General features: G+C 71.1%; 15 protein-coding genes. 3 read left to right on the top strand and 12 right to left on the bottom strand.

Features of this window, described 5'->3' with window-relative positions; all coding sequences use genetic code 11:
• Positions 1–80 precede the first annotated feature (80 nt).
• The gene (locus tag ETD83_RS25650; protein WP_230421170.1) at positions 81–5339 is read left to right on the top strand and encodes a WD40 domain-containing protein; all 5259 of its coding nucleotides are present in this window, start codon (positions 81–83) and stop codon (positions 5337–5339) included.
• 45 nt (positions 5340–5384) lie between these two features.
• Here the strand turns inward: ETD83_RS25650 and ETD83_RS25645 are convergent, their stop codons facing one another.
• The 7 genes from ETD83_RS25645 to polA form a co-directional block, all read right to left on the bottom strand.
• Complete coding sequence (locus ETD83_RS25645; RefSeq protein WP_138647760.1) at positions 5385–5813, bottom strand: SSI family serine proteinase inhibitor; 429 nt, start codon at positions 5811–5813, stop codon at positions 5385–5387.
• A gap of 67 nt (positions 5814–5880) precedes the next feature.
• The gene (gene coaE / locus ETD83_RS25640) at positions 5881–6474 is read right to left on the bottom strand and encodes a dephospho-CoA kinase (RefSeq protein ID WP_138647759.1); all 594 of its coding nucleotides are present in this window, start codon (positions 6472–6474) and stop codon (positions 5881–5883) included.
• Between the two features lie 9 nt (positions 6475–6483).
• Complete coding sequence (locus ETD83_RS25635; protein WP_230421169.1) at positions 6484–6981, bottom strand: GNAT family N-acetyltransferase; 498 nt, start codon at positions 6979–6981, stop codon at positions 6484–6486.
• A gap of 62 nt (positions 6982–7043) precedes the next feature.
• On the bottom strand, positions 7044–8996 hold the full coding sequence (locus ETD83_RS25630; protein WP_138647757.1) for an endonuclease/exonuclease/phosphatase family protein: 1953 nt from the start codon (positions 8994–8996) through the stop codon (positions 7044–7046).
• A gap of 238 nt (positions 8997–9234) precedes the next feature.
• Entirely contained in the window at positions 9235–10731 is a 1497-nt protein-coding gene (rpsA, locus tag ETD83_RS25625; RefSeq protein WP_138647756.1) for a 30S ribosomal protein S1, read from the bottom strand.
• Positions 10732–10967: 236 nt separating this feature from the next.
• Positions 10968–12047 (bottom strand): polysaccharide deacetylase family protein, encoded by a 1080-nt coding sequence (locus tag ETD83_RS25620; RefSeq protein WP_230421168.1) that lies wholly within the window; start codon positions 12045–12047, stop codon positions 10968–10970.
• A 587-nt stretch (positions 12048–12634) separates the two neighbouring features.
• The gene (gene polA / locus ETD83_RS25615) at positions 12635–15325 is read right to left on the bottom strand and encodes a DNA polymerase I (protein ID WP_138647754.1); all 2691 of its coding nucleotides are present in this window, start codon (positions 15323–15325) and stop codon (positions 12635–12637) included.
• Between the two features lie 122 nt (positions 15326–15447).
• On the opposite strand from polA, the gene ETD83_RS25610 reads away from it, so the two are divergent.
• Both ETD83_RS25610 and ETD83_RS25605 read left to right on the top strand, forming a co-directional pair.
• Positions 15448–15864 carry a PaaI family thioesterase gene (locus ETD83_RS25610; protein ID WP_138647753.1) on the top strand — a complete coding sequence of 139 codons (417 nt, stop codon included), beginning with the start codon at positions 15448–15450 and terminating at the stop codon, positions 15862–15864.
• A gap of 290 nt (positions 15865–16154) precedes the next feature.
• Positions 16155–16718 (top strand): DUF4352 domain-containing protein, encoded by a 564-nt coding sequence (locus ETD83_RS25605; RefSeq protein ID WP_138647752.1) that lies wholly within the window; start codon positions 16155–16157, stop codon positions 16716–16718.
• Between the two features lie 143 nt (positions 16719–16861).
• Here ETD83_RS25605 and ETD83_RS25600 read toward each other — a convergent pair whose 3' ends face one another.
• From ETD83_RS25600 to ETD83_RS25580, 5 genes are all read right to left on the bottom strand, one after another.
• Entirely contained in the window at positions 16862–17680 is an 819-nt protein-coding gene (locus tag ETD83_RS25600; protein WP_138647751.1) for an ABC transporter ATP-binding protein, read from the bottom strand.
• Complete coding sequence (locus ETD83_RS25595; RefSeq protein ID WP_138647763.1) at positions 17670–18410, bottom strand: ABC transporter ATP-binding protein; 741 nt, start codon at positions 18408–18410, stop codon at positions 17670–17672. The genes ETD83_RS25600 and ETD83_RS25595 overlap by 11 nt, the downstream gene beginning before the upstream one ends.
• Positions 18411–18457: 47 nt before the next feature.
• Complete coding sequence (locus tag ETD83_RS25590; protein ID WP_138647750.1) at positions 18458–19633, bottom strand: branched-chain amino acid ABC transporter permease; 1176 nt, start codon at positions 19631–19633, stop codon at positions 18458–18460.
• Positions 19630–20595 carry a branched-chain amino acid ABC transporter permease gene (locus ETD83_RS25585; RefSeq protein WP_138647749.1) on the bottom strand — a complete coding sequence of 322 codons (966 nt, stop codon included), beginning with the start codon at positions 20593–20595 and terminating at the stop codon, positions 19630–19632. The genes ETD83_RS25590 and ETD83_RS25585 overlap by 4 nt, the downstream gene beginning before the upstream one ends.
• A 109-nt stretch (positions 20596–20704) precedes the next feature.
• Positions 20705–21901, bottom strand: coding sequence for a branched-chain amino acid ABC transporter substrate-binding protein (locus tag ETD83_RS25580; protein ID WP_171064428.1), 1197 nt, complete (start codon positions 21899–21901; stop codon positions 20705–20707).
• Between the last annotated feature and the right edge of the window lie 351 nt (positions 21902–22252).

Genomic DNA, 22252 nt, shown 5'->3' with positions numbered 1-22252 from the left:
GTCTGGAGCCGTCTGAGAGCCGCGACGAGGGGGCGGGGCGGCCGGGCCCGGCCGGAGAGCGGCCCGCCCGGCGGGCGCCCGTGGCGGCGCCGGCGTTCCCCGCGGCGGACGAGGGCGGCGACGAGCCGCGCGAGCACCTCAGCGTCCTGCACGTCTCGGGCCCGCGGTTCGGGCGGACGCTCGCCGAGCCGGGCGAGCCCACCACGGCCACCGAGTTGCAGGACCGCATCTGGAGCGACGTGACGCGGCTGGCCGACTCCGGTGTGCCGCGTCCCGAACTGCTCGTCGTCACCGGCAACATCACCCACTCGGGCAGCCGCAAGGAGTTCGCCGAGGCGCTGTCGTTCCTGACGAGCCTGCGCGCGCTGCTGGGGCTGGAGGCGCAGCGCGTCGTGATCGTCCCCGGCACGCACGATGTGACCCGTGCGGCGTGCCAGGCGTACTTCTCCAGCTGCGAGGCCGACGACATCGAGCCGCAGCCGCCGTACTGGCCGAAATGGCGGCACTACGCGGGCCTGTTCAAGGAGTTCTACCAGGGCATCGACGCGCTCATCTTCGACAGCGCCCAGCCGTGGACGCTGTTCCCGATCACGGACCTGCGGGTCGTGGTCGCCGGCCTCAACTCGACGCTGCCGCAGACCCACCGCGAGGCAGACCGGTACGGGCATGTCGGGCGGGCGCAGGCAGCCTGGTTCAACGAGCGCCTCCGTCATTTCGAGGACGAAGGATGGCTCCGCCTAGGCGCGATCGAGCACACGCCCATCGCCGGTGAGCCGGGTGCGCTGCGCGACCCCGAGACCGTCGAGATGCTGCTCGGCGGTCACGTCAACCTGTTCTTCCAGGGGGCGGAGTCGGAATTCGGTGCCGTTCCCCTGCTGGGCAACGGCGTCCCGTCCGTCCCCGCGCTGGGCCCTGGACGCCACCAGATCGTCGTCATACGGCACGACGGTCTCGACCGGTGGATCCCCGAAGACGCCGAACGGCGCGGCCCGGAGCGGCTCGAACAGCCGTGGTCGAACGTCCGGGGAACGTTCCCGCCACCGGCCGCGGAGACTCCGCCGGCGCCGCCCGTCCCGGAGATAGGCCCCAGGTCGAACGGCGCCGTCGACCCTGTGCCGGACCCCACGGCGCGGCTGCTCGACCGCCTGACGGAGGCGTGCGAGACGCGGTTCGAGCGCGCGACCATACGGCGCATCGTCCCGCCGCCAGGCGAGGACGGCCACGCCGACCCGCCGCACCTGCTGCTGACCCACCTGGAGGACGGGTTCGTCCGGCAGTACCGCATCGGCGCCCACGTGGGTCAGGTGACCGAATCGGACGTGGACGCGTTCGTCCGCCACGTGCACGCCGACGGCACCGACCACGGGTCCGAACTGGTGTACCTGGGGCCAGCACCGGCCCGCTCACTGCGCGACGACGCGCTGCGGCGCGGCATCCGGGTACGCAGCCTCACCGAGTTCCAGGGGCTCGTCGACCTGTCCGAGTACGTGACGGCCCAGACCGGACGCCTCTCCGCAGGCGGGCTGTATCCGCCGACCTTGTACGTACCGCAGCGCTACCGGGAACTCGACCGTCTCCGCGGCGATTCCGCGTCCGGCGAGGAGAGCCGTTCGATCACGGAGGTCCACGAGGACGTCGTCGGCGAGATGCTGCGCCTGCTGGCCGCCGACCACGGCCGGTTCCTGCTGCTGCTCGGCGACTTCGGACGCGGCAAGACGTTCGCCCTGCGCGAGCTGGCCCGCCGCATCCCGGAGGAGCTCCCGCACGTCATCCCGATCCTCATCGAGCTGCGGGCGCTGGACAAGGCGCACTCGGTGGACGGTCTCGTCGCCGCGCACCTGGCCAACCACGGCGAGGAGCTCATCGACCTCAAGGCGTTCCACTACATGCTCCGCCAGGGACGCATCGTGCTGCTCTTCGACGGGTTCGACGAGCTCGTCACGCGCATGACCTACGACAAGGCCGCCGACCACCTCGACACGCTGCTGCAGGCCGCCCAGGACAAGGCCAAGATCGTGGTGGCGAGCCGCACGCAGCACTTCAAGTCGCAGGCGCAGGTCCTCACCGCGCTGGGCGAGAAGGTCGGCGTCCTCCCGCACCGGCGCGTCCTCGGGCTGGAGGAGTTCGCGCCGCCGCAGGTCCGCTCGTACCTGCTGAACCGGTACGGGGACGAGGCCGCGGCCGAGGCGCGGCTGGACCTCCTGGCGGGCATCGAGGAGCTGCTGGCGCTGACGGCCAACCCGCGGATGCTGTCGTTCATCGCCGACCTGCCCGAGGACCGGCTCCGCGCGGTCGCGCAGGCGCGCCGCGCCGTCAGCCCCGCCGACCTGTACCACGAGATCCTGTCGTCCTGGCTGGCGCACGAGGCCGACCGGGTCGGCGGCTCGGGCGGCCCGTCCGGGCTGAAGGCCGACGACATGTGGCGCGCCGTGGGGACGCTCGCGCTGCGGCTCTGGGAGGGCAACGAGCAGTTCCTGCGCCTCGCGGAGCTCACGGACGTCTCGGACGCGCTCACCGGCCTCGCCGGAGGGCGCATGTCTCCCCACCAGGTGACGCACGCGGTCGGCGCCGGAAGCCTGCTGATCCGCACCGACGAGGGCCTGTTCGGGTTCATCCACACGTCCGTCATGGAATGGCTGGTCGCGCGGCACATCGCGGACGAGTTCGCCAAGGGCGCGGCGCCGTCCGCGCTGGCGAGCCGTGCGCTGTCCCAGCTGACCGTCGACTTCCTCTGCGACCTCGCCGACCCCCGCGCATGCCAGGGGTGGGCGGCCGGGGTCCTCGCCGACCCCGACGCCGACGACACGGCCCGCGCCAACGCGATCCGCGTCACGACACGGCTGCGCACCCCGGCGCGCACCGATCTGCGCGGCGCGCGCCTGCAGGGCGAGGACCTGTCCTACCGCGACCTGCAGGAAGTCGACCTCACAGGCGCGGACCTCACCGACGCGCAACTCGTCGGCGCCAATCTGTCGCGCGCCGTCCTGCGGGACGCGTCCCTGGCCGGGGCGCGCCTGGACGAGGCCAAGCTGACCGGCGCGGACCTGCGCGGCGCTGACCTGTCCCGGGCCCGCCTGGCGCGCGCCGACCTGCGGGACGTCACCGTCGACGGCAGCCGCTGGACGCGCGCCGCCCTGGTGGACGCCGTGCTCCCCGACCGGATCGCCAACGCGCCCGAACTGCGCGAGGCGGCGATCGCCCCGGGGCGTCCGATCGACATCCAGGTCGCCCCGCCCGCCGTCGGCGTCCCGTACGGCTTCCACTTCCAGACCAGCCGTCTCCCCCACCCCCTCGCCTACAGCCCCGGCGGCTCCGTCCTGGCCGTGGGCAGCGAGGACGGCGGCGTCCTCGTGTGCGACGCCATCACGGGCATTCCGCTGCGCACGCTCCAGGGCCACACCGACCGCGCCTACGCGGTCGCGTTCGACTCCCCGGGGAACCTCCTGGCGAGCGGCTCCGCAGACGGCACCGTCCGCATCTGGGACCTCGCCACCGGCCACACCGCCCACACCTTCACCGTCCACCCCGAAGGGGTGTGGCCTGTCGTCGTCGGCGGACGCTCCCCATCGGGCGCCGAGCTCGTCGCAGCGGGCGCCGCCGACGGGACCATCCGTGTCTGGGACGCCGCGTCCGGCGCCCTCCTGCACGAGCTGTCCGGGCACACCGCGCCCGTCTACACGGCGGTGTTCGACCCCGCGGGCTCGCTCATGGTCACCGGTGACGCGGGCGGCACGCTACGCGTCTGGGACCTCGCCACAGGCGCCCTCCAGCGCGAGCTGACCGGCCACCACGGCGCGGTGTACCGGGCCGTGTTCCATCCGGACGGCTCCCTCCTGGCCGCCGGAGACCAGGCGGGCGCCGTCCGGCTCTGGGACACGCGTTCCGGCGAGATCAGGCAGGAACTCCTCGGCCACACCGGACGCGTCTACGCCATCGCGTTCCACCCGGACGGGAACCTCCTGGTCACCGGCGACACCAACGCGTCCGTCCGCATCTGGGAGGACGGCCTCCAGCGCACCACCCTGCAGGGCCACCGGGGCGCCATCTACCAGGCGGCGTTCAGCCCGGACGGCGGCCGCCTCGCCACCGCCGACAGCGCCGGGGCCGTCCGCCTCTGGGACCCGCGGAGCGGCCGGCAGCGCCTCGAACTGGCCGGGCACCGCGGCGCGGTGTGGCCGTTCGCGTTCCGCCCGGACGGCGCCCAGCTCGCCACCAGCAGCAACGACGGCACGGCCCGCCTGTGGGACGCCGAGACCGGGCAGTGCCGCGTCGTGCTGCGCGGCCACGGCCGCCGCGTCACCGGCGTCGCGTTCAGCCCGGACGGCGGCATGCTCGCGAGCAGCGGCAACGATGGCCTGGTCCGGCTCTGGGAGCCCCGCTCCGGGCGCATGATCCGCGAGCTGCGCGGCGTCGCCGACAACCTCACCTCCGCCGCGTTCAACACCCGCGACTCCCAGCTCGCCACCGCCACCAACGACGGCGGCGTCCACCTGTGGCAGGCCGGGACCGGCACGTTCGAGCGCGAGCTGCACGCGGAGACCGACCACGTGTGGGCGCAGGCGTTCTCGCCCGCCGGCGACGTCCTCGCCACCGCCAACGACGACGACACCGTCCGGCTCTGGTACTGGACGACCGGCCGCGAGATCGTCAACCTCGCCGACCACAAGGGCCGCGTCCGCTCCATCGACTTCCAGCCGGGCGGCGCCCTGGTCGCGACGGGCTGCGACGACGGCCTCGTCCGGCTCTGGCATCCGCGCACCGGCGAACTCGCCACCGAGCTGCGCGGCCACACCGACCGCGTCTACCGCGTGGCGTTCTCGCCGTCCGGCGAGACCCTCGCCAGCGCCAGCAACGACGGCACCGTCCGCCTCTGGGACCCGTCCACGGGAGAGTCGCTGCACACCCTCACCGGCCACACGGGACGTCTGTGGGCGACCGCGTTCCACCCGTCCGGCGACCTGCTCGCCAGCGCGGGCGACGACATGGTCGTGCGCCTCTGGGACCCGTCCACCGGCGAGACCGTTCACACCCTCACCGGCCACACCCGCCGCATCTGGTCGGTCGCGTTCAGCCCGGACGGCGCACACCTCGCCACCGCCGGCGACGACGGCGCCGTCATCCTCTGGGACGTCACCGACCACACCGCCCCCGCGCGCCGCGCCACCCTCCTCGGCCTGGCCGAAGGCTGGGCCGCCCTGGCCCCCGACGGCCGCTACAAATGGGAGGGCAACGCCACCGCGGAGTTCTGGTACGCCGTGGGCATGTGCCGCTTCGAGCCCGGGGAACTGGACGCCTACCTACGCGAAGTCCACCAACTCCCTTTGGACGCGCCCTTCTGAGCCCGCCCCGGGTCTGAGCCCGTGCGTTCTGAGCCCGTCCGGCCGTCAGAAGTCGAAGACGTGACCGTAACTGATGCTGGCGCACGCGTCATTGGTGATGGTCTCGGAGAACGGCTTGATGGGCACGCCCTTCCAAGAACCGGTCGCGGCGGCGTCCACCGGGATCCAGACCGCGAGGCAGAAGGCCCGCTGCGGCGGAACCTTCGAGATATCCCCGATCGCCAAGGCGAGCTCGGCGCAGGCGGCCTTCGCGTTCTTATGGGTGCCGCCGATCGGATCACAGGTCAGCGTCGCATACCGAGGCTTTCCGCTTTCCTCGTCCGAATGCGGCCATGCCCGGACATCCGGATGACCATTTCCGCTATCGTCCGGGGGCCCGGGGCGGCCTGCCCGATCGCCGGAACCGGCATGATCACCACAATCTCGGAAAACGCGATTTCCGCGGCACCGGGCGCATCTCTCAGCGAACAACATTGATCACGTGACGTGCCGGATTAAGAGCGCCCCATAACGGGGCCCATCACCTTCTGCGGCACCCCGCTCACCGACGCGGGGTGAGCGATTCCCAGAGGGCGTCGACCTGGGATTTCAGGTCGTCGAGCGTCCCGGAATTGTCGATGACGTGCGTGGCGACGGCGCGGCGCTCGGCGCGGGACGCCTGGCTGGCCATGCGGGCGCGGGCGTCCTCCTCGGTCATGCCGCGGCGGGCGACCAGCCGGTCGAGCTGGACCTCTTCGGGGGCGTCCACGACGACGACTTCGTCGTACATCTCCGCCATGCCGTTCTCCAACAGGAGCGGGACGTCGTAGACGACGACGGCACCGGCAGGGGCAGCGTCCATCAGCTCCCGCGTCCGCTCCCCCACCAGCGGATGGACGATCGCGTTCAGCGCCGCGAGCCGCTCCGGATCGCCGAACACGATCCGGCCGACCTTCTCGCGGTCGAGGACGCCGGACGGGAGCAGCACCTCCTCGCCGAACTCCGCGACGACCGCGGCGAGGCCCGGGGTGCCGGGCTCCACCACCTCGCGGGCGATCTTGTCGGCGTCGATGACGACGGCGCCGCGCTCGCGGAGGCGGGCCGACACCTCGCTCTTGCCCGACCCGATCCCGCCGGTGAGACCCACTTTCAGCACGGACTCACCCTAGCCGTCCGCCTTCCCGGCGGGGACGAGGGGTTTGCGCATGTGGACGAGGGTGAGATGCGCCGCGACGCGCTCGCGGTGCGTCTCGGCGTAGCCCAGCCTCCGGTACAGGCGCAGGTTCGTCTCGCTGAGGTGCCCGGTGAACAGGACGCACGCGTCGGCACGTCCGGCGACCTCGCCCTCCAGCGCGGCGAGCAGCCGCCCGCCGATCCCGCGGCCCTGCAGGTCCGGGACGACGACGAGCCGCCCGACGAGGCAGGTGTGGTCGCTGAACTGGGCGCGGACGGCGCCGACGAGGCGTCCGTCCAGCACGGCCTTCAGCACCACCGCGTCACCGGCCAGGACCTTCTGGAGCTGTTCGGCCGACTCGACCAGCGGGGGGATGAACGGGTCGCCGTACAGCTGCGCCTCCGTGACGTACGCGGCGCGCTGGACGGTCAGCACCTCCCCGGCGTCCTGCGGAAGGGCCCGCTCGATCACGACGGCCAACTCGCTCACGGCCCCGCTCCCCGCTTCGCTCATGGGGTTGACCCTAGCGGCGGAACGCGGGCCTGGTCCGCTCAGCCGCCGATCCGGACGGTCACCGCGACGGGATAGTGATCCGAGGCCCTGGAGACCGGCACATCGTACTCGGTGACGAGGACGCCGTCCGACCCGAAGATCCAGTCGACATGGGCGCCGTCGGACCTGGTCGGGGACGAGTCGTCGCCGATCGCCGCGCTGCGCAGGTCGGTGCCCTCGGTCATCGCGGCCAGTTCGGGGCTTCCGGGCTCGGCGTTGAAGTCGCCGCCGATCAGTGTGCGGGGCGCGCCGCCCCAGGCCCGCAGCAGCGCGGCGATCGAGCGGGACCGCTCGTCGGCCTTGTCGTCGCCGCCCTCCAGGTGCGTCGACCACACGTCCATCGTGGTGCCGCCGACGCCGAGCCGCGCCCACACGTAGCCGCGGATCTGCGACCAGTCGCCGCGCGACATGCGGCCCGTCCCTGAGCTGCGCACGGGCAGCGAGGTGAGGATCGCGTTGCCGAACTGGCCGTCGGCGGCCGGCCCCCAGATCAGTTTCATGCCGAGGCGGCGCGACAGCCACACCCCGACGTCGGCGGTGCCGGACAGCAGCGACCCGCGGCCGGCCTCCTGCAGCAGGACGACCTGGGCGCGCTGCCCCTCGATCACGCGGGCGATGCCCTCCGGGTCGAGGCGCCCTGACTGGTCGACCGCGTCGTGGATGTTGTAGCTGAGCACCCGCACCGTCCCGGGGACGGGCGCCGCCTGCGCCTTCCCGTCCGGCGCGGCCACGGTGAACACGATCGTCCCGGCGAGCAGGCCGAGCGCGGCGCCGCCGGCGGTGAGGGCGCGCAGCGGCGCGCGGGCGGGCAGCGGGCCGCCCCGCGCGGCGGCGATCGCGGCGAGCGCGCCGAGCAGGATGCCGGCGAGGCCGGGCAGCAGGTTGTTCGGGAATGGCAGCGGCGACACGGCGCTGACCTGGTACGGGACGAGGACGACGACGATGAGCAGGCCGCCGAGCGCGGCCCCGGCGTCGATCCGCCACACCGGCCCGCCGGTCCCCGCGCGCCGCAGCGGCGCCCGGCACGCGACGGCCAGCAGCCACGCCGACAGCACCTGACCGAGGATCACGATCGGCACGACCTCGATGCCGGAGACCGCGTACGTCCCGGCGACGGCTCCCGCGCCGACCCCGAGGACGGTGCCGCCGAGCACGCACACCCCGCCCGGCACGGCCCGGACGGCGAGGCCGGACGCGAGGAACGCCAGCGCGAGCCCCTGCCCGGCGACGATCACGACGTGCGCGGCGGTCAGCGACCGCCAGCCCGAGGACGCCACGAACGCGGGGCTGGACAGCACGAGGACCTGCAGGGCCAGGAACGGTCCGAACGCGGCGGCGCCGAGCGCGTCCCGCCAGGAGATCCCGGGCGCGGCGACCGGCCCGGACGACAGCTCCCGGTACAGCGCGGCGGCGCCGAGCCCGACGAACGCCAGGCACGCCAGCCACGGCCCGGCACCGGACCGCCACACCGGGTCCCAGGTGGCGAAGCACATCCGCACGGCGGTGTCGATCGACAGCCCGGCGACGGTGGCGGTGGCGAACCCGACGCCGGACAGGCCGCGGGCGCCCTCGTACAGCGCCGCGACGGCGATCATGCCGATGGCGGTGCCGGCGAACGCCAGCCAGGTGCGCGGGTCGATGGCCTGCGCGAGCAGCCGGACGGCGAGGAGCCCGCCGACACCGGCGATGAGCAGGCCGCGCGGGCCGGCGGCGCGGCGGATCAGCGGCGCGGCGAACCCGGCGAGGTACACGGCGAGGACGCCGGCGGCGGCGACCCCGGTGCCGGCCTCGTCGGCGAACCGGTCGAGCTGGGGCAGCGAGAACCGGAGCGTCTGCGCGAGCACCGCGACGGTGACCGCGATGAGCGCGAGCCTGGCGGGGCCCTGCGGGACGATCGGCGGTCCGGCGGGGGCGGGGCCGCCGGTTCTCGTGCCTACCTCTGTGCTGGCCACTTGAACATGTGCTCCCGGGGACGAGCGGACCTACGGGATGAACGGACCTTGGGACGAGCGCACCCTTGGGGTGGGGCGAGGCTACCAACCCGGCGCAGCCGAGCACGGCCGGAGTGCGATCCCGCGGGATCGCACTCCGGCCGTGCTCGGAACGTCACCGGCCGCCGCGCAGGACCGTGGTCACCGACTCACGGTCCTGACGCGGACGACGCGCGCCAAAGGGCGGATCAGCGGTCGGTCACTGGCCGCCGGACAGCTTCTCCCGCAGCGCGGCGAGGGCCTCGTCGGTGGCGAGCGCGCCGCCTCCGGACTCGCTCTCCCCGCCGCCCGAGTAGGACGTCTCGCCGCTGGAGCTCCGCTCGCCGCCGCCGCCCGCGGGTTCGGCGCCCGCCTCGGCCTCGGCCTTGCGGGCCTCCTCGATCTGCCGGCGGTGGGCGTCGAAGCGGGACCGGGCCTCGGCGTACTGCCGCTCCCAGGTCTCGCGCTGCTCGTCGAAGCCCGGCAGCCACTCGCCCGTCTCGGCGTCGAAGCCTTCGGGGTACTTGTAGTTGCCCTGGTCGTCGTACTCGGCGGGCATGCCGTACAGCGTCGGGTCGAAGTCCTCTTCTTCGACTCCGGCCGCGCCCTCGTTGGCCTGCTTGAGCGACAGGCTGATCCGGCGCCGGTCGAGGTCGATGTCGATGATCTTCACGAAGATCTCGTCGCCGACCTGGACGACCTGCTCGGGGATCTCCACGTGCCGCTCGGCCAGCTCGGAGATGTGCACCAGGCCCTCGATGCCCTCCTCGACGCGGACGAACGCGCCGAACGGCACCAGCTTGGTGACGCGGCCCGGCACGACCTGCCCGATCTGGTGGGTGCGGGCGAACTGCTGCCACGGGTCTTCCTGCGTCGCCTTGAGCGACAGCGAGACCCGCTCGCGCTCCATGTCGACGTCCAGGACCTCGACCGTGACCTCCTGGCCGACCTCGACGACCTCCGACGGGTGGTCGATGTGCTTCCAGGACAGTTCGGAGACGTGCACGAGGCCGTCCACGCCGCCGAGGTCGACGAACGCGCCGAAGTTGACGATGGACGACACGACGCCCTTGCGGACCTGGCCCTTCTGCAGGGTGTTGAGGAAGGTCTGGCGGACCTCGCTCTGCGTCTGCTCCAGCCAGGCACGGCGGGACAGGACCACGTTGTTGCGGTTCTTGTCCAGCTCTATGATCTTGGCCTCGAGCTCGCGGCCGACGTAGGGCTGCAGGTCGCGCACCCGGCGCATCTCGACCAGCGAGGCGGGCAGGAAGCCGCGCAGCCCGATGTCGAGGATGAGACCGCCCTTGACGACCTCGATGACGGTCCCGGTGACGATGCCGTCCTCGTCCTTGATCTTCTCGATCGTGCCCCAGGCGCGCTCGTACTGGGCGCGCTTCTTGGACAGGATCAGCCGGCCCTCCTTGTCCTCCTTCTGGAGGACGAGGGCCTCGACGTGGTCGCCGACGGTGACGACGTCGTTCGGGTCGACGTCGTGCTTGATGGACAGCTCGCGCGAGGGAATGACGCCCTCGGTCTTGTAGCCGATGTCGAGGAGGACCTCGTCACGATCGACCTTGACGACAGTGCCTTCGACAATGTCGCCGTCGTTGAAGTACTTGATGGTCTCATCGATCGCGGCGAGGAAGGCTTCCTCGGACCCGATGTCGTTGACCGCTACCTGCGGGGTGGTCGAGGTGGCCTCGGTGCTGCTCGTCATGTGTCGGCTGGCTCCGGTACGGACATGGAAGTCGTATGGGTTGTGCGCGGAGGGCCGTTATCCGCCCTGCCGAAGACCGGAATGGGACGTGGTCGCTGCCGCGTCATTGAACCGAACCGTTGTCGCCGACCTGACCGAGCGCGAGCCTGCTCCGTCCGAAGCGCGCGCAGGCCCACAGCGCAGCGATCAGGATATGGGACCGAACTCCCGTGGTCAATCCGGTCGGGGGCGCGCCGTCAGTATGTTCGCGCCCGCGCCCGGTACGTCCCGTCCAGCCGGTCCTCGGCCGTCTTCGGAAACGTCACGGTGTTCGGGTCGCCGTCGGAGGTGTACCGCTCGTCAGGGTTTTTGTCCAGGTACTCCAGCCAGGCGGTGGAGCAGTACTTCGTGCAGTCGTTCTCTTTGATCTTGCCCTCGGAGCGGACGCGGTCGATGTTCCACCGGTCGAACTCCTCCGCGAACGGCGACGGCGACGGCCGCCACCCGGCGAGGAAGATCCCCTGGAACGAGTACCGCGCACCGTCGCCGCGCGCCCACTTCTCCTTGCGCGGCACCGACCCGAACGGATATGCCAGCGTCGCCGTGTGGGCCCCGGTCAGCTGGACGATCCGGTCCTCCATCCCGCCGATCTCCTCGTGCACCTTCTGCTCCGACATGCCCGCGAGGTCGGGGTGCGTCATCGTGTGGTTGCCCAGCTCGAACCCCTGCTGCACGAGCCATTTCAGCCCCGCGCCCGCCGGGCCGTCCTCCAGCCCGAACAGCTCCTTGTTCAGGAAGAACGTCGCCGTGGGGCGGAACCCGGGGTTCTCCTGGGCGACCCGCTGGATGATCGCGACCGCGGTGTCCGGTTGCGGCCGCCCGGACGCGTCGAGCGCGAAGTGCCCGGGCGTGCTGTCGTCGAACGTCAGCACCACGGGATGCTTCCCCGCCGGGACGTTGAACCGCCCGCCGGCGAACTCGCCCGCGGTGATCGGGCAGTACCCGCCCTTGGCGAGCCGCGTCAGTTCGTCGTACAGCTCCTTCGACGACCGGTCGAGCGACATCTCGGGCTTCTTCACGATGCGGTGGTACATCAGCACCGGGACCTGGCCCAGCTCGTTCGCCTTGGCGGCCGCCGCCGCGGGCGCCGCCGCCGGGATCGGCCCGGTCGGGGTCGCGGACGCCGACGGCGTCCCGGACCCGCCCGGCGCGGGCGTCCCGCTCGCCTTGGCCGCGGTGGCGGCGTCGGCCGTCCCGGACGTGTTCCCGGCCCGCTCGGCCGTGGGCGCCTTCTCGCGCGCCCGCCGTTCACCGGGAAGCGTCAGCCCCAGGATCACGGCACAGACGATCACGACTCCAGCGATCTTGTGAAGCAGAGGCACGCTACCCCCCGCCGGTCGACCCGAACAGGACCCGGTGGACAGAGTAGGCCCCCCGGACATCTATGGACACCCGCTCGCGTACCCCCAAGATCCCCACGCAGCCCCCGCGCCCGCCCCGAATCCCGCCAAGTCGCTTTTACCAGGGAAAGTGTCCCCAGACGACCATCGCGACGACGACCGAAGCTCACAGGGGACGAAGAAACGAACTCGCGAAACGCGATCACACCGCAAGCAGGACGCACCAAGGCCCGCCCGCTACTGCGCAGCCCTCAGCCCGCCACCGCGACGCCCTCAGCCCGTCACCGCGACGCCCTCAGCCCGTCACCGCGACGCCCTCAGCCCGTCACCGCGACGCCCTCAGCTCGTCACCGCAACCACGTGACAACCCTCACCGTCGCGATCGCGTCCGAAGGCAGGTTTCGAGCCCGCGAGAAACCTGATCGCGCAGCGAGCCCCCAGGCGAGACGAAGCGATGCCAGCGATCGCACCGCGTTTCTCGACGATGGAGGGCCCCCCGGGCCCGAAGGAGGAGAGAAATGCAATTAATGCGCAGCGTCCTGCCAGGTTTGGCCGGTGCCCATGGAGACGCTCAGGGGGGCGCGGAGGTCGTAGGCGCCGGCCATCTCGGCGCTGACCAGGGTCTTGAGGTCGTCGAGCTCGCCCTGGGCCACCTCGAAGACGAGTTCGTCATGGACCTGGAGGAGCATCCGGGACGTCAGGCCCGCGGCGCGGAGGGCGCGGTCGACGTTGAGGCTGGCGACCTTGATGATGTCGGCGGCGGAGCCCTGGATGGGGGCGTTGAGGGCCATGCGCTCGGCCATCTCGCGGCGCTGCCGGTTGTCGGAGTTGAGGTCGGGCAGGTAGCGGCGGCGGCCGAGGATCGTCTCGGTGTAGCCGTCCTGGCGGGCCTTGGCGACGATGTCGCGGAGGTAGTCGCGGACGCCGCCGAACTGCTCGAAGTACTCCTCCATGAGGCCGCGGGCCTCGTCCGGGGAGATCCGGAGCTGCTGGGAGAGCCCGTAGGCGGACAGGCCGTAGGCGAGGCCGTAGTTCATGGCCTTGATGCGGGCGCGCAGCTCGGGGTCGATCTGCTCGGGCGGGAGGCCGAACACGCGGGACGCGGTGATGGTGTGGAAGTCGGCGCCGGAGCCGAACGCCTCCAGGAGCGCGGCGTCCTCGGAGAGGTGCGCCATGATGCGCAGCTCGATCTGCGAGTAGTCGGCGGTGAGGAGGGACTCGTAGTCGCCGGAGACGACGAAAGCCTCACGGATCTGCCGGCCCTCGGAGGTTCGGATGGGGATGTTCTGCAGGTTCGGGTCGGTCGAGGAGAGGCGGCCGGTGGCGGCGATCATCTGGTTGAACGTGGTGTGGATGCGCCCGGCGTCGTCGGCCATCGGGATGAGGGAGTCGACGATGCTCTTCAGCTTCGCGACCTCGCGCCACCGCAGGATGTGCTCCAGGACGGGGTGCGGCTCCTTCTCCTGGAGGTTGGTGAGGGCCTCGGAGTCGGTGGTGTAGCCGGTCTTGGTGCGCTTGGTCTTGGGCAGGTTCAGCTCGTCGAACAGGACCTGCTGCACCTGCTTCGGCGACCCGAGGTTGAACTCGTGGCCGACGGCGCCGTGCGCGGCCTGCTCCTGCTCCTTGACCTGGCCGCCGAGGGACGCCGACAGCCCGGCGAGGTGGTCGGTGTCGACGGCGATCCCGGCGCGTTCCATGCCCGCGAGGACGCCGACGAGCGGCAGCTCCACCTCGTGCAGGAGGCGGGTGGCGCCGCGTTTGTCGAGGTCTTTGTCGAGGACGTCGGCGAGCTCGGTCACGGCGCGGGCGCGGACGGCGAGCGCCTCGGCGGCCTCCTCCTCGCCGGAGCCGTCGAGGGTGAGCTGCCCGGTGTCCTCGGTCTCGCTGCGCAGCTCGCGGTGCAGGTAGCGCAGCGCGAGGTCGGCGAGGTCGAACGTCCGCTGGCCGGGGAGCGCGAGGTAGGCAGCGAGCGCGGTGTCGCTGGTGAGGCCGTCGAGGACGATGCCGCGGGCGGCGAGGGCGAGCATCGGGCCCTTCGCCTCGTGGATCGCCTTGGGGCGCTTGGCGTCGGCGAGGTAGGCGGCGAGGGCGCGCTCGTCGTCCTCGATCAGCTCGGCCGGGTCGAGGTGCACGGCCGGGCCCTTCTTGGACGCCAGCGCCAGCGCGGTGATCTCGCCCGTGCCGCGGCCCCACGAGCCGGTGACGGCGATGCCGAGGCGGTCGCCGGCGTTGGCGTCGAGCCAGGCGGCGAGCGCGCCGGGCTCCAGCGCGTCGAGCTGGACGTCGAAGCCCTCGTCGGCCTCGGGCTCGGCGGCGGAGATCGAGGAGTACAGGCGCTCGCGCAGGACGCGGAACTGCAGCGAGTCGAACAGGGTGTGGATCTCCTCGCGGTCCCACTGGCCCATCGTCAGCTGCGGCGGCGTGAGTTCCAGGCCGACCTCGGTGTCGAGCTTGTTGATCTGGTGGTTGCGCAGGACCCCGGCGAGGTGCTCGCGCAGGCTGTCGCCGGCCTTGCCCTTGATCTCGTCGACGCGGGCCACGAGGGTGTCGAGGTCGCCGTACTTGAGGAGCCATTTGGCGGCGGTCTTCGGGCCGACGCCGGGCACGCCGGGCAGGTTGTCGCTGCTCTCTCCGACCAGCGCGGCCAGCTCCCGGTACCGGACGGGCGGGACGCCGTAGCGGCCCTCGACGGCGGCCGGGTCCATCCGGGACAGCTCGGAGACGCCGCGGATCGGGTACAGGATCGTGACGTCGTCGTTGACGAGCTGGAACGCGTCCCGGTCGCCGGTGACGATGAGGGTCTCCATGCCCGCGGACACGGCCTGGACGGACAGGGTGGCGATGATGTCGTCCGCCTCGAACCCGGCGACGGACATGCGCGGGATGCGCAGCGCGTCCAGGACCTCGAAGATCAGGCTGACCTGGCTGCGGAACTCGTCCGGGGTCTTCTGCCGGCCCGCCTTGTACTCGACGTACTGCTCGTGCCGGAACGTCGGCTCGGAGCGGTCGAACGCCACGGCGATATGGGTCGGCTGCTCGTCGCGCAGGACGTTGATGAGCATCGAGGTGAAGCCGTACACGGCGTTGGTCGGCTGCCCGTCGGTGGTGGAGAAGTTCTCCACGGGCAACGCGAAGAACGCCCGGTAGGCCAGGGAATGCCCGTCGAGCAGGAGAAGCCGGTCGCGCTTGTCAGGGGTCGCTGCTTTCGTCGCCACACCAGGACTCTAGTCTGCGTCAACGACAGTTTTGCGGAGGTCCGAAGACCGCGGCGAAGCGAGGATCTTCGGACCGACTCCCCGGGAGTCTGGGGGGCCGCCCCCCAGAAAGGTAGGGCCTGATGAGTGACACGGGGGACGCCGGGATCCTGTCCGACGGCGTGCACGGCGACCTGGCGAAGACCATGGGTGTGGAGTTCCTGGAGACGTCCCCGGAGCGTGTCGTGGGGCGGATGCCCGTCAAGGGGAACACCCAGCCGTACGGGCTGCTGCACGGCGGCGCCTCCTGCGTCCTGGCCGAGTCGCTCGGGTCCATCGGCGCCGCGCTGCACGCCGGCGCCGGACGCATCGCGGTCGGCATCGAGATCAACGCCACCCACCACCGGCCGGCCACCGACGGGCACGTGACGGGCGTGGCGACCCGCCTGCACGGCGGCCGGACGCTCGCCACCTACGACATCGTGATCACCGACGACGAGGACCGGCGGGTCTGCACCGCCCGCCTGACCTGCATGCTCCGGGACGCTCCCGGCGCGTGATCTCGCGTCCAGGTTCGCGGCCGGCTTCCTTTGCGATGCGCGGCCGGGGGTCTGTAGCGTAGATCGGAACGGCCCGGGATCACCGAGTAGACAACGTACGCGCCCGGGGAAGGTTCGTACGGCCCCAAAGGTGATCCCGGGCCAACGCATGTCCGGGGACGTCCATGGGCCGCCGGACGAGCCGATCCCGCCGCGCAGCGACACCGGTGTAGGGCCATCGCCGGTTGCAGTTGGGTTGCGAATCGCGCTGTGCCGTTCATCCGGAGCGCGATCGGCCGTACGTTCCGAGCATGCGCCTGCGTGCCCTACGTCCACGGGACCCCCTCACGGTCGCCGCCGCCGCCGCGCTGGCCGCAGCCGTCGCGTTCGCGGGATCCTCCGGCTCCGGGAAGGCCACGGCGGCGCCGGCCTACAGCATCCCCACCGAGAAGGTCCGCGAGGGCGAGTCCGTTCCGGAGGGCAAGACCGGGCGCAGCGCCGACATGACGTTCACCGTGATCGGCTTCCGCGAGGGCATGACCGAGGTGATGGGCACCCACGCCGCGATGGGCTCCAAGGGCACGTTCACCCGGATCCGCGTTCTGGCCGTCAACACCGGGCGCGACATCCAGGTGTTCGACACCTGGAAGCAGCGGCTCGTCACCGCCGACGGGAGGGCCCACTCCCCCGACGTCAACGCCACCATGATCAAACGGCAGCCGGAGCGGCTGTCCGTCGGCTCGTTCATGCGCGTCGAGTTCGACCTCTGGTTCGACGTGCCGCGCGGCGCGAAGGTCAGGGCCGTCCGGCTCTCCGGCTCGCCGCCGGTCGGCGCCGTCAGCGATCCCGCGCCCGCCGAGATCAAGCTCCCCTGACCGGCTCCCCCGGCCCTCGACGGCCCGAGCCCCGATCGGCGGCCCCGGGCGTCCCCCAGATCCCTCAGGACGCCCCGACGCGCCGCGCCCGCCCAGCCGGGCGAACCGGACCTGGACGGGCGCGTGCCGCAGCCTGGGAGCCGCTACCGGGACGTCCCCTCCTCGGCGTCGTCGTCGGCCTCGGGGGTGTCGTCGGCCCCAGAGGTGTCGTCGGCCTCCGCGGAGGCGACGTCCGACGCCGCGGCCAGGTCGGCGCCCGACGCGCCGCCCAGATAGGCCGCGCGGACCTGCGGGTCGTCGAGCAGGTCGCCCGCCGGCGCCGCCTTCACGACCCGGCCGGTCTCCAGCACGTACGCGCGGTGCGCGATCTGGAGCGCCTGCTGGGCGTTCTGCTCCACCAGCAGCACCGTCGTGCCGCGCCGGTTGATCTCCACGATGATCGAGAAGATCTGCTGGACGAGCATCGGCGCTAGGCCCATGGACGGCTCGTCCAGCAGGAGCACCTTCGGCTTGGCCATCAGCGCCCGCCCGATCGCGAGCATCTGCTGCTCGCCGCCGGACATCGTGCCGCCGGCCTGCGTCCGGCGCTCGGCCAGCCGCGGGAACAGCTCGTGCACCTGGGCCAGTTCCTTGGACACGTCCTCCTTGCGGGCGTAGGCGCCCATCAGGAGGTTCTCCTCCACCGTCATGCCGGGGAAGATGCCGCGCCCCTCCGGGGCCTGCCCGATGCCGGCGAGCACCCGCTTGTGCCCGGGCATGCGGCTGATGTCGCGGCCGTCGAAGCGCACCGCGCCCGACGACAGGCTCCGCAGACCCGAGATCGTCTTGAGCGTCGTGGTCTTCCCGGCGCCGTTCGCACCGATCAGCGTCACGATCTCGCCCTCGTCGACGGACACCGAGATGCCCTTCAACGCCGCGATCTTTCCGTAGTGGACGTGGATGTCGTCGATCTCAAGAAGCATCGGCCGGTGCCCCCAGATACGCCTCGATGACCCGCGGGTCGTTCTGCACCTCGGCCGGGAGGCCGTCGGCGATCTTCTGGCCGAAGTCCAGCACCGCGATCCGGTCGCTGATCCCCATCACCAGGCTCATGTCGTGCTCGATGAGCAGCACGGTCACCCCGGTGTCGCGGATCCTGCGGATCAGGTCCTGGAGCGCGACCTTCTCCGCCGGGTTCATGCCCGCGGCGGGCTCGTCCAGGAGCAGCAGCTTCGGCCCGGTCGCGAGCGCCCGGGCGATCTCCAGCCGCCGCTGGTCGCCGTACGGCAGGTTCTTCGCGGCCTCCTCGCCCCGGTGCGGGATGCCCACCAGCTCCAGCAGCTCGCGGGCCCGCTCCCTGCCGGAGCGCTCCTCGCGGCGATGCCAGGGCAGGCCGAGGCCCGCGGCGACGAACCCGGTCCGGTGGTGCGCGTCCGTGCCGACGAGGACGTTCTCGAGCGCCGTCATGTTGTGGAACAGGCGGACGTTCTGGAACGTCCGCGCCACGCCGAGCTTCGTGACGACGTACCGTTTCTTCCCGTCGATGCGCTTCCCGCGGAAGAGCACCCGCCCCTCGGACGGCCGGTACACGCCGGTGGTGACGTTGAACACCGTCGTCTTCCCGGCCCCGTTCGGGCCGATCAGCGCGAAGATCTCGCCTTCGGTGAGCGCAAGGTTCACCTTGTTGAGCGCGACCACGCCGCCGAAGCGCATCACGACGTCGCGCAGCTCAAGGACGGGCGTGGCGTCCTTCGTCCCGCTCACTTGCCCTCCTCCAGCGTCTCGACCGGACCGGCGTCGGGTTTGTCCGGTACGGCCACCTCGGCTCCCATACTGCCCATACCGCCGGTGCCTTCGGCCAGTTCGGCCTTCCGCTGCCGGGACGGCCACAGCCCCTCCGGACGGAAGATCATCATCAGCACCAGCGCGGCGCCGAAGATCAGCATCCGGTAGTCGGACAGGAACCGGAACCGCTCGGGGAGCCAGGCCAGCACCGCGGCGCCGAGCATGACGCCCGGCAGGTTGCCCGAGCCGCCCAGCACCACACCGGCCAGGATCAGCGCCGACACGAGGAACTCGAAGTTCAGCGGGGTGATCGACGTCTGCTGCGAGGCGAACACCACGCCGCCGCTGCCGCCGATCGCGGCGCCGATCGCGAACGCCGCCAGCTTGAACTTGAACGTCGGCACGCCCATCAGCTCCGCCGCGTCCTCGTCCTCGCGGATCGACGCCCACGCGCGGCCCACCCGGGAGCTCTCCAGCCGCTTCACGAAGATGATCGCGACGATGATGAACAGGAGCAGCAGGTAGTAGTACGGCCGGGAGTCCAGGAGCCCGTACTTCAGCGGCTGCACGCCCATGATCTCGAACTCCGACAGCGACGGCGGGTGCGGGATGCCCTGCACGCCGCGGGGCCCGTTCACGTAGTCGCTGTTGTTCGCCGTCCGCTTGACGATCTCACCGAAGCCGAGCGTCACGATCGCCAGGTAGTCGCCGCGCAGCCGCAGCGTCGGCGCGCCCAGGATCACGCCGGCCAGCGCCGAGAACGCGATCGCCAGGACGAGCGACTCCCAGAAGCTCCAGTCGTACTTGGTCGCGAAGATGGCCATCGTGTAGGCGCCGACCGCGTAGAACGCCACGTACCCGAGGTCGAGCAGGCCGGCCATGCCGACCACCACGTTCAGGCCGATCGCCAGCAGGACGTAGATCGCGATCTGGGTGCTCAGCATCGACGCCCAGTCGGAGCCGCTCGGCGCCATGAAGCCGCCGATCGACTCGCTCGGGAGCAGGACGCCGCCGATGATCAGGAGGCCGTAGACGATCCAGCGCACCACGGGCGGGGCACCCGCCCACGCGTTGCGGAGCGGATCGAGGGAGAGCGTGTCGCGGGCCCCGGCGAGGCCGCCCTTTCCGTTTCCGTTCTTTGTGAGGTTCATGCGCGCGCCTGCTGGAGGGACTCACCGAGAATGCCGGTGGGACGGAACATCAGGACCAGGATCAGCAAGGTGAACGCGACGACGTCCCGCCATTCCGACCCGAAAATGCTTGAGCCGTACATCTCCAGCAACCCCAGGGTGAAGCCGCCGGCGAGGGCGCCGCGGATGTTGCCGATGCCGCCGAGCACCGCCGCGGTGAACGCCTTGATGCCGAGCAGGAACCCGACGAAGTAGTTCGTGGTCTCGAACCGCAGGAAGTACAGCGCCGCGGCGACGCCCGCCATGATGCCGCCGACCAGGAACGTCACCGACACCACCCGGTCGATGTTGACGCCCATCAGCACCGCCGTCTCCGGATCCTGCGCCGTCGAGCGGATGCCGCGGCCGAGCTTCGTCCGGTTCACGAACTGGTCCAGCGCGATCATCATCGCCACCGCGCCGACGAAGACGATCAGCTGATCGTTGCGGATCAGGATCGGGCCGGCGTCCACCACGGTCGCCAGCTCCTTGAAGTGCTCGTTGACGTCGAGCTTGCCGCCCTCCTTCGAGGTGCCGAAGACCCGATGGATCACCACCGTGCCCATCAGCTGCTGGATGAAGATCGACGCCCCGATCGCGGAGATCAACGCCGCCAGCCGGGACGCGCCTTTCTTGCGCAAGGGCCGGTAGGCGGTCACTTCCAGCAGCATCGCGCCGCCGCCCGCCACCGCGCCGGCCACCACGGCCATCAGCACCACCACGCCGATGAGCGCGATCCCGCCCACGTCGGAGGCGCCGATCCCGCGTGCGGTCCACAGCGCGGCGAACGTGCCCACCATGAAGATGTCGGCATGCGCGAAATTGATAAGCCGGAGCACGCCGTAGACCATCGTGTAGCCGAGCGCCAGGAGCGCGTAGATCGCGCCCAGCGCCAGCCCGTCGACGGTCGACGGCCAGAATTGATTGATGAAGTCGTCGAGCACCTTCGGTCGCCTTCGTCAAAGGAGCGGGAGCGCTGTAGCGCTCCCGCTCCCGCGCCATCAGAGGCCCCCGGAACGGGGGACGGTCAGGTCAGTCCAGGCGTGGTGACGCCTACGAGACCTTTGCTTCGTTGCTGTTGCCGAGCAGCGGCAGCTTGTTGCCCTGCACCTCGTAGATGAAGATGTCCTGCGCCGCCAGCTCGCCCTTGTCGTCGAACTTGATCTGCTTCCCGACGCCCTGGAGGTCCAGGGTCTTCAGGAAGTCGTTGATCTCCTCGGGCTTGGTCTTGCCGGCCTTGACGGCCTCGATGAACGCGGTCGCCGCGTCGAAGCCCTCGGTCGAGTAGATCGCGACCTCGGCACCGAACTTCGTCTTGTAGTCGGTGGCGAACTTCTTGGCCTTCTCGTTGGTCTTGCCCTCGGCGTCGATGAGGCAGCCGCAGCTCAGCAGCGCCTTCTGCGCGTTCTTCTCGCCCGCGCCCTCGATCAGCCCGGTGGCGAGCGAGCCGTCGCCCGACATCATCTTGCCCTTGTAGCCGGCCTCGCGCAGCTGCTTGAACAGCCGCCCGGCGACCGCGTAGTAGCCGCCGAAGTAGACCGCGTCGGGCTTGAACTGGTTGATCTTGTTGACGGTGGAGGAGTAGTCCGTCGCCTTGTCGTCCACGCCGTCCGACTGGACCTGCACGCTCTTCGCGGTGGCCGCCTTCGCGATGGCGCCGGCCAGTCCCTCGCCGTAGGCCTGCTTGTCGGAGACCGTGAAGATCTTCTTCGCCTTCACCGAGTTCACCAGGAAGTTCGCGGCGCCGTCGCTCTGCACGGCGTCGTCGGCGACCACCCGGTGCCAGAACTTCCAGCCCTTCTCGGCCAGCGTGACGCTCGTCGCCGACGGCGACACGCTCGGGATCTTCGCCTCTTCCAGGATCGGGCCCACGCTCTCGGACTCACCCGAGAACGCCGGTCCGATCAGGCCGGCGATCTTGTCGCTCTTGACCGCGCCCTGCGCCAGCGGCGTGGCCTGCTCGGCCTTGCCCTGGCTGTCATAGGTCTTCAGCTTGATCTTAACTTTGGGGTTCGTGGCGTTGTACTGCTCGAAGGCCAGCTGCGCGCCCTGCTTCGGCGGGATCACCAGACCCGAGTTCTCACCGGTCAGGTCGCCCATGAACCCGATCGTGATCTCGTTGCCGCTGCCGCCGCCCCCGTCGCCATCGTCGCCACCACAGGCCACGGCGCCGAGCGCGAGCGTCGCGCTCACCACCACCGCGCCGGTGATCCTCATCTTGTTGCGCCGCAAGGTGCCCAACCTTTCCATCCGGATCCGGGAGAGGATCGGGTACGAGTCGTACCCCCAAGGCCGACACTCTGATGGAGAAATCGGTCACTCGGGGACCAGGTATGTCGTACACCGTGGACCCACCCCAGAACAGGACCCCCGGATAGAAGGGTTACTCGTTCGTTACGCCCCCGTGCTCATCCGATACCCTGCATTGCCAGGCACGATTACAACGGGTGACGGCGTGGGGCCGGTCCGGAACCTCGGCAATGGACCTTGACAACGCGCGGGATGACAGCGATAAAGAGTCAACCCGCGGCTGACCCGCCCCCGCCCTCCGGCCCGCCGCTGTCTCTTATACCCATCTCCGAGCCCACGAGACCCTAAGAC

Source organism: Actinomadura soli (assembly GCF_005889715.1).
GTDB lineage: Bacteria > Actinomycetota > Actinomycetes > Streptosporangiales > Streptosporangiaceae > Spirillospora > Spirillospora soli.
Note: the sequence above shows the minus strand (reverse complement) of the source record. Positions and strands in the feature narration are given on the sequence as shown.

Excerpts from the sequence above, each read along its gene's own strand:
- ETD83_RS25645 (WP_138647760.1), bottom strand. The coding sequence starts at position 5,813 with ATGTTGTTCGCTGAGAGATGCGCCCGGTGCCGCGGAAATCGCGTTTTC.
- rpsA (WP_138647756.1), bottom strand. The coding sequence starts at position 10,731 with ATGACGAGCAGCACCGAGGCCACCTCGACCACCCCGCAGGTAGCGGTC.
- ETD83_RS25610 (WP_138647753.1), top strand. The coding sequence starts at position 15,448 with ATGAGTGACACGGGGGACGCCGGGATCCTGTCCGACGGCGTGCACGGC.
- ETD83_RS25605 (WP_138647752.1), top strand. The coding sequence starts at position 16,155 with ATGCGCCTGCGTGCCCTACGTCCACGGGACCCCCTCACGGTCGCCGCC.
- ETD83_RS25600 (WP_138647751.1), bottom strand. The coding sequence starts at position 17,680 with ATGCTTCTTGAGATCGACGACATCCACGTCCACTACGGAAAGATCGCG.
- ETD83_RS25595 (WP_138647763.1), bottom strand. The coding sequence starts at position 18,410 with ATGCGCTTCGGCGGCGTGGTCGCGCTCAACAAGGTGAACCTTGCGCTC.
- ETD83_RS25590 (WP_138647750.1), bottom strand. The coding sequence starts at position 19,633 with ATGAACCTCACAAAGAACGGAAACGGAAAGGGCGGCCTCGCCGGGGCC.
- ETD83_RS25580 (WP_171064428.1), bottom strand. The coding sequence starts at position 21,901 with ATGGAAAGGTTGGGCACCTTGCGGCGCAACAAGATGAGGATCACCGGC.